Origin of the sequence: Pseudomonas vlassakiae, assembly GCF_014269035.2 — a bacterium.
GTDB lineage: Bacteria > Pseudomonadota > Gammaproteobacteria > Pseudomonadales > Pseudomonadaceae > Aquipseudomonas > Aquipseudomonas vlassakiae.
The window spans coordinates 261,418-274,702 of sequence record NZ_JABWRP020000001.1 but is presented as its reverse complement, the minus strand read 5'-3'; the positions used below and the strand labels follow the sequence as shown (position 1 = coordinate 274,702).

Annotated in this window: 12 protein-coding genes and 1 pseudogene; 7 read left to right on the top strand and 6 right to left on the bottom strand. The window is 64.2% G+C overall.

Features of this window, described 5'->3' with window-relative positions; genetic code table 11:
- The first annotated feature begins 9 nt into the window (after positions 1-9).
- Both HU738_RS01285 and htpX read left to right on the top strand, forming a co-directional pair.
- Complete coding sequence (locus HU738_RS01285) at positions 10-1,221, top strand: pyridoxal phosphate-dependent aminotransferase (protein WP_012313392.1); 1,212 nt, start codon at positions 10-12, stop codon at positions 1,219-1,221.
- Between the two features lie 269 nt (positions 1,222-1,490).
- Positions 1,491-2,378 (top strand): protease HtpX, encoded by an 888-nt coding sequence (htpX, locus tag HU738_RS01280; RefSeq protein WP_003259721.1) that lies wholly within the window; start codon positions 1,491-1,493, stop codon positions 2,376-2,378.
- Between the two features lie 50 nt (positions 2,379-2,428).
- Here htpX and HU738_RS01275 read toward each other — a convergent pair whose 3' ends face one another.
- Positions 2,429-3,076 carry a thiopurine S-methyltransferase gene (locus tag HU738_RS01275; RefSeq protein ID WP_186601974.1) on the bottom strand — a complete coding sequence of 216 codons (648 nt, stop codon included), beginning with the start codon at positions 3,074-3,076 and terminating at the stop codon, positions 2,429-2,431.
- A 101-nt stretch (positions 3,077-3,177) separates the two neighbouring features.
- On the opposite strand from HU738_RS01275, the gene HU738_RS01270 reads away from it, so the two are divergent.
- Positions 3,178-3,930 carry a DODA-type extradiol aromatic ring-opening family dioxygenase gene (locus HU738_RS01270; RefSeq protein ID WP_186601975.1) on the top strand — a complete coding sequence of 251 codons (753 nt, stop codon included), beginning with the start codon at positions 3,178-3,180 and terminating at the stop codon, positions 3,928-3,930.
- A gap of 150 nt (positions 3,931-4,080) precedes the next feature.
- Here HU738_RS01270 and HU738_RS01265 read toward each other — a convergent pair whose 3' ends face one another.
- Together HU738_RS01265 and HU738_RS01260 are read right to left on the bottom strand one after the other, a co-directional pair.
- Positions 4,081-5,763, bottom strand: coding sequence for a DEAD/DEAH box helicase (locus tag HU738_RS01265; protein WP_054883710.1), 1,683 nt, complete (start codon positions 5,761-5,763; stop codon positions 4,081-4,083).
- A 370-nt stretch (positions 5,764-6,133) separates the two neighbouring features.
- The gene (locus tag HU738_RS01260) at positions 6,134-6,889 is read right to left on the bottom strand and encodes a spermidine synthase (protein ID WP_176507308.1); all 756 of its coding nucleotides are present in this window, start codon (positions 6,887-6,889) and stop codon (positions 6,134-6,136) included.
- 116 nt (positions 6,890-7,005) lie between these two features.
- On the opposite strand from HU738_RS01260, the gene HU738_RS01255 reads away from it, so the two are divergent.
- Positions 7,006-8,352 carry a class II 3-deoxy-7-phosphoheptulonate synthase gene (locus HU738_RS01255; RefSeq protein WP_176507309.1) on the top strand — a complete coding sequence of 449 codons (1,347 nt, stop codon included), beginning with the start codon at positions 7,006-7,008 and terminating at the stop codon, positions 8,350-8,352.
- On the opposite strand, the pseudogene HU738_RS01250 reads toward HU738_RS01255, so the two are convergent.
- Positions 8,333-9,447 (bottom strand): annotated as a pseudogene (locus HU738_RS01250) (winged helix-turn-helix domain-containing protein). The gene HU738_RS01255 and the pseudogene HU738_RS01250 sit on opposite strands and share 20 nt — an antisense overlap.
- Positions 9,448-9,680: 233 nt before the next feature.
- The gene (locus HU738_RS01245) at positions 9,681-9,899 is read right to left on the bottom strand and encodes a DUF1127 domain-containing protein (protein ID WP_186601976.1); all 219 of its coding nucleotides are present in this window, start codon (positions 9,897-9,899) and stop codon (positions 9,681-9,683) included.
- 96 nt (positions 9,900-9,995) lie between these two features.
- Between HU738_RS01245 and HU738_RS01240 the strand changes: the two genes are divergently transcribed.
- Positions 9,996-10,847, top strand: a complete 852-nt coding sequence (locus HU738_RS01240; protein ID WP_176507312.1) for a LysR substrate-binding domain-containing protein — start codon at positions 9,996-9,998, stop codon at positions 10,845-10,847.
- A 3-nt stretch (positions 10,848-10,850) separates the two neighbouring features.
- On the opposite strand, the gene HU738_RS01235 is transcribed toward HU738_RS01240, so the two are convergent.
- On the bottom strand, positions 10,851-11,600 hold the full coding sequence (locus HU738_RS01235) for a sulfite exporter TauE/SafE family protein (RefSeq protein WP_186602221.1): 750 nt from the start codon (positions 11,598-11,600) through the stop codon (positions 10,851-10,853).
- A gap of 112 nt (positions 11,601-11,712) precedes the next feature.
- On the opposite strand from HU738_RS01235, the gene HU738_RS01230 reads away from it, so the two are divergent.
- A complete protein-coding gene (locus HU738_RS01230; protein ID WP_186601977.1) occupies positions 11,713-12,669 on the top strand; it encodes a LysR family transcriptional regulator in 957 nt (318 codons plus the stop codon).
- A gap of 55 nt (positions 12,670-12,724) precedes the next feature.
- Entirely contained in the window at positions 12,725-13,180 is a 456-nt protein-coding gene (locus HU738_RS01225) for a MarR family winged helix-turn-helix transcriptional regulator (protein WP_054883704.1), read from the top strand.
- Positions 13,181-13,285: the final 105 nt, after the last annotated feature.

Sequence of the window (13,285 nt, the reverse complement as noted above, 5' to 3'; positions counted from 1 at the left end):
GATCACATCATGCAGTTCAGCAAATCGAACAAGCTCGCCAATGTCTGCTACGACATTCGCGGCCCGGTGCTCAAGCACGCCAAACGCCTGGAAGAGGAAGGCCACCGCATCCTCAAGCTGAACATCGGCAACCCGGCGCCGTTTGGCTTCGAAGCGCCGGACGAAATCCTCCAGGATGTGATCCGCAATCTGCCGACCGCGCAGGGCTACAGCGACTCCAAAGGCCTGTTCAGCGCGCGCAAGGCGGTGATGCAGTACTGCCAGCAGAAGGAAATCGAAGGCGTCACCATCGAGGACATCTACCTCGGCAACGGGGTGTCCGAGCTGATCGTGATGTCGATGCAGGCGCTGCTGAACAACGGCGACGAAGTGCTGATCCCGGCCCCTGACTACCCACTGTGGACCGCGGCCGTGAGCCTGGCCGGTGGCAAGCCGGTGCACTACCTGTGCGACGAGCAGGCCGACTGGTTCCCGGACCTTGAGGACATCAAGGCCAAGATCACCCCCAACACCAAGGCGCTGGTGATCATCAACCCGAACAACCCGACTGGCGCGGTGTACTCCAAAGAGCTGCTGCTGGGCATGCTGGAGCTGGCCCGCCAGCACAACCTGGTGGTGTTCTCCGACGAGATCTACGACAAGATCCTGTACGACGAAGCCGTGCACATCAGCACCGCCTCGCTGGCCCCGGACCTGCTGTGCCTGACCTTCAACGGCCTGTCCAAGTCGTACCGGGTGGCCGGCTTCCGTTCCGGCTGGCTGATCATCTCCGGGCCCAAGCACCACGCCCAGAGCTACATCGAAGGCATCGACATGCTGGCCAACATGCGCCTGTGCGCCAACGTGCCGGCCCAGCACGCCATCCAGACCGCCCTGGGCGGCTACCAGAGCATCAACGACCTGGTGCTGCCGCCGGGCCGCCTGCTGGAGCAGCGCAACCGCACCTACGAGCTGCTCAATGACATCCCGGGCGTCAGCTGCGTCAAGCCGATGGGCGCGCTGTATGCGTTCCCGCGGATCGACCCGAAAGTCTGCCCGATCCTCAACGACGAGAAGTTCGCCCTCGACCTGCTGTTGTCGGAAAAACTGCTGATCGTTCAGGGTACGGCGTTCAACTGGCCGTGGCCGGACCACTTCCGCGTGGTGACCTTGCCGCGGGTGGATGACCTTGAGGCGGCGATCGGGCGGATCGGTAATTTCCTGCGGACCTATTCGCAGTAGGGTTCGACGGGGGATTTGCGGTGGCGCCGAGATCGAGCGCCGCCCGCGATGCGCCGCGCGGGCGGCGCTCGATCGCACACACGCCTCAACCCTCAACGCGAACACCTTTTCTTACATCCTGCAACGCTCTATCTCACAGCCCGCGCAAAAACCTCTGCCATACTCCGCCGTACACAGTTTGAAATAGTCGCCCGATTGAAACCCTGCGACCGGCACCTTATATACCCCGCAGTAAGCAACAACTCATCCGTCAGGAGAACGTAACAACCATGATGCGCATTCTGTTGTTTGTAGCCACCAACCTCGCGGTGGTGCTGGTTGCAAGCATTACCCTGAGCCTGTTCGGTTTCAACGGGTTCATGGCCGCCAACGGGGTTGACCTCAACCTCAGCAGCCTGCTGGTGTTCTGCGCCGTGTTCGGCTTCGCCGGCTCCCTGGTTTCGCTGTTCATCTCCAAGTGGATGGCGAAGATGACTACCGGCACCCAGATCATCAGCCAGCCGCGCACCCGCCACGAGCAGTGGCTGTTGCAAACGGTCGAAGAGCTGTCGCGCGAGGCCGGCATCAAGATGCCCGAAGTGGGTATCTTCCCGGCCTACGAGGCCAACGCCTTCGCCACCGGCTGGAACCGCAACGACGCGCTGGTAGCCGTGTCCCAGGGCTTGCTGGAGCGCTTCTCGCCCGATGAAGTGCGCGCCGTGCTGGCCCACGAGATCGGCCACGTGGCCAACGGTGACATGGTCACCCTGGCGCTGGTGCAGGGCGTGGTGAACACCTTCGTGATGTTCTTCGCCCGCATCATCGGCAACTTCGTCGACAAGGTGATCTTCAAGAACGAAGAAGGCCAGGGCATCGCCTACTACGTGGCGACCATCGTTGCCGAGCTGATCCTGGGCATTCTGGCCAGCATGATCGTCATGTGGTTCTCGCGGCGCCGCGAATACCGTGCCGACGAAGCCGGTGCACAACTGGCCGGCACCGCCGCGATGATCGGCGCCCTGCAGCGCCTGCGCGTGGAGCAAGGCCTGCCGGTGCACATGCCCGACACCATGAAGGCCTTCGGCATCAATGGCGGCCTCAAGCACGGCCTGGCTGGCCTGCTGATGAGCCACCCGCCGCTGGAAGACCGCATCGAGGCCCTGCGCCGCCGCGGTTGATCCAACCGGTAAAGGAAAGGGCGACCTAGGTCGCCCTTTTTCGTTTGCGCTCAGAACTTCACGCGGTACACCCGCTCGATCAGGCTCTTGACCCCCGCCTCCAGGAATTTCGGGCTCTCGCCGATCACCTCCTGCTCGTCAAGCGCCTCAACCTGCCAACCGGCAAACCCGCGCCTCACCTCATCGTCAGCCACCGAAAACGGCGGCCCGGCCAGCAGTGCCTGCGGGTAATCCAGTGTCAGCAGCAGCCCGGCACCCGCCGGCAATGCCTGTGAAAGCAAGCGCATGTAGTGCGCACGCATTTCCGGTGGCAAGGCAATAAGTGCGGCGCGATCATAGAGCGCCACGCAATCCGCCACATCCTCGGCCCGCAAGGCAAAGAAGTCGCCACACCAAAGCTCTACATCACCGCTGCGCCAGACTTCGAAGGCACCCTGCTGCGCTACCCGTGGCTCCAGCCCATGCTCACGGAAGAAGGCCTCTACTGCCTGGCGTGACAACTCTACCCCCAACACCCGGTGCCCCTGCGCCGCCAGCCAAGCGAGGTCCAGGCTCTTGCCGCACAGCGGTACCAGCACACGGCTGCCCGGCGCCAGCTGCAAGTGCGGCCAATACTTCTGCAGAAATGGGTTCACCCGAGCTTGATGAAAACCGATCTGGTTGTCGGCCCACCGCTTCTGCCAGAACGCTGGTTCCATGATTACTCCCGATTTTTAGATGGTTTGTCGGTAAAACTTGGTTTGGATTTCGATCGATAGTTGATTGAAGATGACTGCATCATAACCTTCAGGACCCCGCCATGCTGCCCAGCCTGTTCATTTCCCACGGTTCTCCCATGCTCGCCTTGCAACCAGGCGCCAGCGGGCCGGCATTGGCCGGGCTGGCCAGTGCCCTGCCACGGCCGAAGGCGATCGTGGTGGTGTCGGCGCACTGGGAAAGCCCTGAGCTGCTGGTGACCAGTGGCGCGCGACCAGAGACCTGGCACGACTTCTACGGCTTCCCGCCGGCGCTGTACGCGGTGCAGTATCCGGCGCCGGGCGAACCAGACCTGGCAAGCCGGGTCGCTGAACGGCTGCAGGCGCGCCTGGACCCGCAACGACCGTTCGATCATGGCGCCTGGGTGCCGCTGTCGCTGATGTATCCGGATGCGAGCATCCCGGTCATTCAGGTATCGCTGCCCAGCCAGATGGGGCCCGGGTTGCAGGTCAAGGTCGGCCAGGCGCTGGCTGGGCTGCGAAACGAAGGCATCCTGCTGATTGGCTCCGGCAGCATTACCCACAACCTCGGTGAACTGGACTGGCACGCTGGGCCGGATGCAGTCGAACCCTGGGCACTGGCGTTTCGCGACTGGGTGGTGGAGCGGCTGCAGGCAGATGACCAGGCGGCGCTACTGGACTACCGGAAACAGGCGCCATTTGCGGCGCGCAACCATCCCAGCGACGAGCATTTGCTACCGCTGTTCTTTGCCATGGGGGCCGGGGACAGGTTCGGGATCGTGCACCAAGGCTTCACCCTGGGGGCGCTGGGGATGGACATCTACCGGTTCGACTGAAGGGCCCTTTCGCGGGTAAACCCGCTCCTACAGGAACCTCACAACCCTCAAGGCCTGTGAAGCCCCTGTAGGAGCGGGTTTACCCGCGAGAGGCCCTGACAGGCAAAAAAAATCCCCGACCTGGGCCGGGGATTTTTCACTGCATCAGGATCAATCTTCGCGATAACGGCGCAGCTTCAGCTGCTTGCCGGCTACGCGAGTGTCCTTGAGCTTGGACAGCAGCTTCTCGAGGCCATCTTCCGGCAGCTCGATCAGGCTGAAGCTGTCGCGTACCTGGATGCGGCCGATGGCGTCACGGGCCAGGCCACCTTCGTTGAGGATCGCGCCCAGCAGGTTCTTGGCAGCGATACCGTCACGGGCACCCAGGGCGGTACGGCAGCGCACGCGGCCTTCGGCCAGCGGCATTGGCGCACGACGCTCACGGTCACCACCGCGATCGCCACGATCGCTGCGCTCACCACGCTCGGTACGCTCGCCACGCGGGGCGAAGCTTGGTACCAGCGGCTGCTCGCGCTCGACGGTCGCCAGGTCCAGCGCCTGGCCGTTGGTGGCCTTGCGCAGCAGGGCCGAAGCCAGGGCGCGTGCGCTGCAGCCGAGGTCGGCAGTCAGGCGGTCGAACAGCTCGCCATGGGTGGCTTCTGCTTCGGCAACCAGCGGCGCCAGGCTGTTGGTCAGCTTCTTGATGCGGGCGTCCAGCACAGCCTGGGCGTTCGGCAGGCGGGCTTCGGCAACCTTCTGCCCGGTCACGCGCTCGATCACCTGCAGCATGCGGCGCTCACGCGGGGTGACCAGCAGCAGCGCACGGCCATCGCGGCCGGCACGGCCGGTACGGCCGATACGGTGCACGTAGGATTCCGGGTCGTACGGCATGTCGACGTTGAACACGTGGGTGATGCGCGGTACGTCCAGACCACGGGCAGCGACGTCGGTGGCGACGACGATGTCCAGGCGGCCATCCTTCAGCGAGTCGATCACCCGCTCACGCTGGTTCTGAGCGATGTCGCCGTTCAGCGCGGCAGCCTTGTAGCCCTTGGCTTCCAGCGCGGCGGCCAGGTCCAGGGTGGCTTGCTTGGTGCGCACGAAGGCGATCAGCGCGTCGAACTCTTCGACTTCCAGCAGACGCAGCACAGCCGGGATCTTCTGGTCGGCGTGGACCATCAGGTGGGCCTGCTCGATCGCGGTGACAGTCTGGGTCTTGCTCTGGATCTTGACGTGCTTGGGCTCGCGCAGGTGGCGTTCGGCGATCGAGCGGATCGACGACGGCAGGGTGGCGGAGAACAGCACGGTCTGGCGGCTGGCCGGGATGGCATCGAAGATCACTTCGAGGTCGTCCATGAAGCCCAGCTTGAGCATTTCGTCGGCTTCGTCCAGCACCAGGTACTGCACGGTCGACAGGACTTTCTCGTCACGACGCAGGTGGTCGCACAGACGGCCCGGGGTGGCGACGACGATTTGCGCGCCGTTGCGAATGGCGCGCAGCTGTGGGCCCATCGGGGCACCACCGTACACGGCCACTACGTTTACGCCTGGCATCTGCTTGGCGTAGGTTTCGAAAGCGGTAGCAACTTGCAGCGCCAACTCACGGGTTGGCGCCAGGATCAGGGCTTGCGGTTCGCGCTTGCTCACATCGATCTTGTTGAGGATCGGCAGGGCGAAGGCAGCGGTCTTGCCGGTGCCAGTCTGCGCCTGGCCGATCATGTCGTGACCGGCGAGGATGATCGGGATCGATTGTTGCTGAATGGCCGATGGCTCTTCGTAGCCGGTAGCCAGTACGGCAGCAACAATGTTCTGATTAAGATCGAGAGCGGCGAAGCCGCCGGTTTCCTGGGTCATGGGTCTGCCTCTAAGTGCATCCGCAAAGACCCATGCTGCAAAGCTGCACATGCCTTGAAAGACCGGAACGGTCACCCAGGCAGCTTTGTCGGCGGGGATTTGCGAAAACGATTGAAAAAGAAAAACTTGAGAAGGTCCGCCTAGCGGACGTGCAGCCGAAGCTGGACTCGGAGGATTTGCACCACCTGATTTTGAGGTCCGCTAAAAGACCGGCGCGTACTATACCCGAATTAATGCCGGGGAGTGAGTAAATTTTTCTGTCCCAACAGCCAGTATCAGGCCATCAGGCGCAGGCAGCTGAATCGGTTTTCTTCTGAAGCTCCGTGCTGGCTTCTTCGCGGGTTTACCCGCGAAGCAGGCGACGCGATCTTCAGGTTGCCGGGCGTATCTCGCGGATCAAGCCTTCCAGGCTGTACCCCAGCCGCGGCGCCAGCGCCTCGGCCCGCGCCCGCAGGCCAGCGAGGTCCAGCTCCTGCTCCAGGTCCGCCGGCACCAGCAAGATCACATTGCCCTCCTTCACCGGCAGCTCCCAGTAATGCCGGTGGTACAACCCGCGCAGCAGCGCCGCGCCCAACGGCTTGCCGTCGTCGTTGGCCCACTGGTTGATCACCAGCCAGCCACCCGGGTTGAGTTGCTTCTGGCAGTTCTCGAGGAAATTCCACGCCAGGTGCCCGACACCCGGCCCATGGTCGGTGTACAGGTCGACGAACAGCAGGTCTGCCTGCTCGGCCGTGGGCAGCAGCTCCAGGGCGTCGCCAATGCGCACGTACAGCCGTGGGTCGTCATCCAGCCCCATGTATTGCATGGCCAGACGCGGCACGTCGGCACGCAGTTCGATGGCCTCGATGTCCTCCAGTGGCAGGAACTTCATGCAGGCCTGGGTCAGGGTACCGGCGCCCAAGCCAAGAAACAGCGCACTTTCCGGCTGTTCATGACACAGCGCACCGACCAGCATGGCGCGGGTGTAGTCGTACTCCAGCCAGCTGGGGTCTGCGGTGAATACGCAGCTCTGCTCGATGGCATCGCCGAACTCGAGGAAGCGGTAATCCTCCACCTCGTACACGCTGATGACGCCAAAGGCATCCTCGACCCGGGCCAACAGCTTCTCTTCCCGCTCCGTCGCCATCTACCTGCCACCCACCCGCGCAAAACGCGCATTGTCCGCCAACGCCCCGGATGCAACAAGCTCGGCGCCGCTGTTACCATGGCAGGCAGCCTATAACAGACAAGACCGAGCCTGTGATGAACCGACCGTGGAGCCCCGACAGCTGGCGTGCCCTGCCGATCCAGCAGCAACCGACCTACCCCGACGCCGCGCACCTGCGCAAGGTCGAGCAGACCCTGGCCAGCTACCCACCCCTGGTGTTCGCCGGCGAGGCCCGCGAGCTGCGCCGGCAGTTCGCTGAAGTGACCGAGGGCCGCGCCTTCCTGCTGCAGGGTGGCGACTGCGCCGAGAGCTTCGCCGAGTTCTCGGCAGCGAAGATCCGCGACACCTTCAAGGTACTGCTGCAGATGGCCATCGTCATGACCTTCGCCGCCGGTTGCCCGGTGGTGAAGGTCGGGCGCATGGCCGGGCAGTTTGCCAAGCCGCGCTCCTCAGGCGACGAAACCATCGGCAACGTCACCCTGCCGGCTTACCGTGGCGACATCGTCAATGGCATCGGCTTCGACGAAAAGAGCCGCGTGCCGGACCCGGAGCGCCTGCTGCAGGCCTACCACCAGGCCACTGCCAGCCTCAACCTGCTGCGCGCCTTTGCCCAGGGCGGTTTCGCCGACCTGCACCAGGTGCACAAGTGGAACCTCGACTTCATCGCCAATTCGGCGCTGGCCGACAAATACCACCAGCTGGCCAACCGCATCGACGAAACCCTGGCGTTCATGCGCGCCTGCGGCCTGGACAGCGCGCCGCAACTGCGCGAAACCAGTTTCTTCACCGCCCACGAGGCGCTGCTGCTCAACTATGAAGAAGCCTTCGTACGCCAGGACAGCCTGACCGGCGACTATTACGACTGCTCCGCGCACATGCTGTGGATCGGCGACCGCACCCGCCAGCTCGACGGTGCCCATGTCGAGTTCCTGCGCGGTGTGCATAACCCGATCGGGGTCAAGGTCGGCCCGAGCATGAACCCCGACGAGCTGATCCGCCTGATCGACACGCTCAACCCGGCCAACGACCCCGGCCGCCTCAACCTGATCGTGCGCATGGGCGCCGGCAAGGTCGGCGCGCACCTCCCAGGGCTGATTCGCAGCGTCGAGCGCGAGGGGCGCAAGGTGCTGTGGAGCTCCGACCCGATGCATGGCAACACCATCAAGGCCAGCAGCGGTTACAAGACCCGAGACTTTGCGCAGATCCTCGACGAGGTGAAGCAGTTCTTCCAGGTGCACCAGGCCGAGGGCAGCCATGCCGGCGGCATCCATATCGAAATGACCGGGCAGAACGTCACCGAGTGCATCGGCGGCGCCCGGCCGATCACCGAAGATGCCCTGTCCGACCGCTACCACACCCACTGCGACCCACGGATGAACGCCGATCAGTCGCTGGAACTGGCCTTCCTGATCGCCGAAACCCTCAAGCAGGTGCGGCGCTGAGCAAAGCCTGACGCAACTGGCTGCCCTCAGCCCGCGGGCAGTTCAGTTGCACTCGCTGCAGGCCCAGCCACCGGGCCAGGCGCAGCAGGTTGGCGGCCAGGGCCTGATAGCCCTCCTCGTCCAACGCTGGCGATTCTGCATGCACGGCGTGCACCGCCAGTTGCCCCTGGGCCCGCTCGGCACGCAGGTCCAGGCGCGCGGCGATCCGTTCGCGATAGAGGAACGGCAGCACGTAGTAGCCGTATACCCGCTTGTGCGCCGGGGTGTAGATCTCCAGGCGGTAGTGGAAATCGAACAACCGCTCGGTGCGGTTGCGCTCCCAGACCAATGAATCGAACGGCGACAGCAGCGCGCTGGCCTCGATACGACGAGGGATGCTTGGCGTGCCGGCACAATAGGCAAGCTGCTTCCAGCCCTGCACTTTGACCGGCTGCAGGCGGCCGTCGGCGAGCAGGTCTTGCAATGCGGCCCGGCCCTGGCCTGGTTCGAGGCGGAAGTAGTCGCGCAGGTCGCGCTCGGTGGCCACGCCCAGCGCCGTGGCGGCGTGCAGCATCAGGCCTTGGCGGGCCTCGGTTTCGCTTGGCAGGGCCTGGTCGAGAATGGCCTTGGGCAGGACCTTTTCCGGCACATCGTAGAGCCGCTCGAAACCGCGCCGCCCCGCCACCGTCACTTCACCGGCGGCGAACAACCATTCCAGCGCGTGCTTTTCTTCACTCCAGTCCCACCACGGGCCCGCCCGCTCCTGCCGGGTGGACAGGCTGCCCGCGCCCAGCGCGCCCTGCTCACGTACGGCGGCCAGCACGCGGGCGATCACGTCCTGGCGTTCGCGACCGAACCGCGCGAGCTGGCGGTAGATGCCCCGGCCATCGGCGGCATGGGCCATGCGCCAGCGCAACAGGGGGTAGAGGTTAAGCGGCAGTAGCGAGGCTTCGTGCCCCAGTATTCGAACAGCTGGCGCTGGCGGCCACGGCCCCAGGCGAGCTGGTCGAGCAGTTCCACTGGGTAGTTGCCGAGGCGCGAAAACAGCGGGAGGTAATGGGAGCGGACCACGGCGTTGACCGAGTCGATCTGCACCACGCCCAGGCGTTGCAGCATGCGCTTGAGTGCCGGCAGGGTCGGCGCGGAGCCAGGCTGCTTGCCGAAGCCTTGGGCAGAAAGGGCCAGGCGCCGGGCCTGGGTGATGGACAGTTTGAGCGGCAAGCCTGGCCTCCTTGTGGTGGGTCTACCGGCGTCATCGCGGCTAAAGCCGCCCCTACAGAGGCTACCGCGTCCGCTGCAGGAGCGGCTTTAGCCGCGATGACGCCGGTAGACCCACCGACAAACCTAGCTCATTTACGCAACGGGTCATCCCAGAAATGCCGCTCGGCCTCTTGCTGGATGTCTGCCCGGCTCAAGCCCAGGTCATGCAAGGTCTCATCACTCAGGCTGGCCAGTTCCTGGCGCTGGCGGTACAGCTGCAGCCACCGGACAGGACGGTCCAGGGCCGCATGCCACAGGTGGTTCAGGGAAAAGGCAGGTTGCTGGATGCTGCTGACATGACCTTTCATCGTGAAGCCCTTCGTGTTGATGGCTTCAGTTTCCGCCCAGGCTTAAGATCAATCCAACGAATGTTTCTGATGCCATGCATCTCGGAGATTGATGCAATGTCCCAGTACCAGAGCCTTGATGCCGACGTGCTGCGCACCTTTGTCGCCATCGCCGAACAAGGCGGCTTCACCCGCGCCGGTGAAGTGGTCAACCGCACCCAGTCGGCGGTGAGCATGCAGATGAAACGCCTGGAAGAAGACATCCTGCAGCGCCAGTTGTTCGAGCGTGACGGCCGTCAGGTCCGGCTTACCGCCGAGGGCCAGGTGCTGCTCGGCTACGCCCGGCGCATCCTCAAATTGCATGGCGAAGTGTTCAACACCCTGCGCATGCCACACATGGTCGGGATGGTGCGCATCGGCACGCCGGACGACTACGCCATGCGCTTCCTGCCGACCATCCTCTCCAGCTTCGCCCAGGCCTACCCGCTGGTGCAGGTGGAGGTGCATTGCGACTCGTCCAGGCAATTGATGCTGCGCCAGGACCTGGACCTGACCATCGTCACCCGCGAACCGGGCAACGAGGTTGGCCAGTTGCTGCGTCAGGAACGCCTGGTATGGGCAGCCGCCGAAGGCTTCTGCCCGCAGGAACAACGGCCAATGCCCTTGGCGCTGTTCAACACCGACTGCTTCTGCCGTGCCTGGACCTGCAACGCTCTGGAGGCCCAAGGCATCGACTACCGCATCGCCTACACCAGCCCCAGCCTGGCAGCGATCTTTGCCATCGTCACCGCAGGGTTGGCAGTGACCGCGCAATTGCAGAGCCTGATCGGCGGCAACCTGCGCATTCTCGGCGAAAACGAAGGCTTGCCGCAGTTGCCGGTGGCCAACGTGATGCTGTTGCGCAACAGCCAGAGCCAGTCGCCGATCACCGACTGCATGGCCGACTACATCGTCGAGGGGTTCATGTGACCCCTACACCTCGAAGCCCAGCATCACCGCACACACCACCAGGAACACACAGAACATCGCCCGCAGTGCTTTCTCGGGCAGCGCGTGCGCCAGCCTTACCCCCCAGCTGATGCTCAACAGCCCGCCGACTGCCAGGGGAATACCCACGCTCCAGTCGACGCTGTGGTGCACCCCATAGGTCACCAGGGTCACCAAGGTACTCGGCGCCGCGAGCGCCAGCGACAGGCCCTGCGCCACCACCTGGGTGGTACCGAACACACTGGTCAGGATCGGCGTGGCCACCACGGCACCGCCGACACCGAACAACCCGCCCATGGTGCCGGCAAAGCTGCCCAGCACACCCAGCCAGGGCCAGGCGTAACGCAGCTCGGCGCTGGGCGGCGAGACCTTGAGGAACATCCGCGCCACGTTCCAGATCGCCAGCGCCACCAGGAAGCCGACAAAGCCCAGGCGCATCGAGTGGGCATCGATACCCACCGCCCAGACCGAGCCGAGCCAGGCGAACAGGAAGCTGCACAAAGAAAGCGGCACGGCATGGCGCAGCTCGATGCGGTTGCGCTGGTGATAACGCCACAGCGCCAGCAGCACGTTCGGCACCACCATGACCAGCGCCGTGCCTTGCGCCAACTGCTGGTCGAGGCCAAACAGCACGCCCAGTGCCGGGATGGCGATCAGCCCGCCGCCGATACCGAACAACCCACCCATGGTGCCCAGGCCGGCGCCCAGTACGATATACAACAACCACTCGATCATCAGGGCCTCATCCGCCTGCGTTGGTAATGCGGGCATGCTAACGATTGCGCTCTGGCGGGGAAACGCACAGCAACGCACAATGGCTATGCGTTTCTTGCAAAAGCGAATGATCATGAACCCCGACACCCTGACCGACCAGTTGAGCCTGTTTCTTGATGTGCTGGATAGCGGAAGCTTCTCTGCTGCCGCTCGCCGCCATCCACTGACCCCGTCCGCCGTGGCTCGGCGCATCGACAACCTGGAGAGCGCCGTCGGTAGCCGCCTGTTCACGCGCAGCACCCATGCCGTACGCGCCACCCCGGCGGGCAATGCCTTTGCCGAACGCGCCCGGCGCATTCTCGAAGAGCTGCGCCTGGCCCGCGCCGAAGCCGTATCGCTGAGCAGTGCCCCGGAAGGCTTGATCCGCATCGATGCCCCGGCCGCCTTCGGCCGCCGTCACCTGGCGCCGGCAATCGCCGATTTCCTGGTGGCCTATCCGGGCCTGGACGTGCAATTGCGCCTGATCGACAGTTTCGTCGACCTGCATGGCAGCCACCTGGGCGAGGTCGACCTGGTGCTGCGCGCCGGCCCCTTGGCCGATACCCGGCTGGTGGCCACCAAGCTGGCGCACATGGTACGCATCGCCTGCGCCAGCCCGGCCTACCTGGCCAGCCGCGGCATGCCCAGCTGCCCCAGCGAGCTGCCCGGCCACGACGGCCTCGACTGGGACGGCCTGGCACCACCGTTCGCCTGGCGCTTCGCAGTCGACGGGCAGATGCGCCTGTACCGCCCGGCGCGCATGCGCATGGCTGCCAACAACGCCGAGACCCTGCTGTTCGGCGCCCTCGCCGGCCTCGGCATCGCCCACCTGCCTACCTGGCTGATCAGCGACTACCTGCTGCGCGGCGAACTGCTGCCGCTGTTCTGCGACAGCGGCCTGCCCGAAGCCGAAACCAGCGGCATTTATGCACTGCGCCTTGAACATGAAACGAACTCTCGCAGCCGTTTGCTGCTCGAATTTCTCAAGAGCCGCTTCAGCCCGGTTCCACCCTGGGACCTGGCGCTGCGCAGTGAACTGCGCTGGCAGTAAGCGCCCCAACCTTCAGCGTGCTAGATTTCTCCATTGATGACATTCAAGGACCTGCATGAACGCCAACACTCAAGCCTCTTGTGACGAGCTGCTGCTGGACAACCAGGTCTGCTTTGCTCTGCACTCCACCTCGTTGCTGATGACCAAGGTCTACAAGCCTCTGCTGCAAGCACTGGGCCTGACCTACCCGCAGTATCTGGCCATGCTCGTGCTGTGGGAGCAGGACGGTCTTACCGTAGGCGAAATCAGCCAGCACCTGCTGACCGACCCCGGTTCGCTCACGCCCCTGCTCAAGCGCCTGGAAAGCGAAGGCCTGCTGCAGCGCAACCGCAGCCGCGAAGATGAGCGTGTGGTGCTGGTGCAGCTGACCGACAAGGGCCGCGCCCTGCAGCAGCAGGCTCGGGAAGTGCCCCAATGCATTCTGAAGGCCAGCGGCCGCAGCCTCGAACGCCTGCAACAGCTGCAGACTGACCTGCTGGAGCTGCGCGACAGCCTGCAAAAAAACCTCTGACGGCTACGCTGTGTGTTGCTCGTTCCGATGAACGGTGAATATTTATCTTGCGCACTAACTAATTGCGCGCTAATTTAAATCCCGTACCCACACGACGCCACCTGA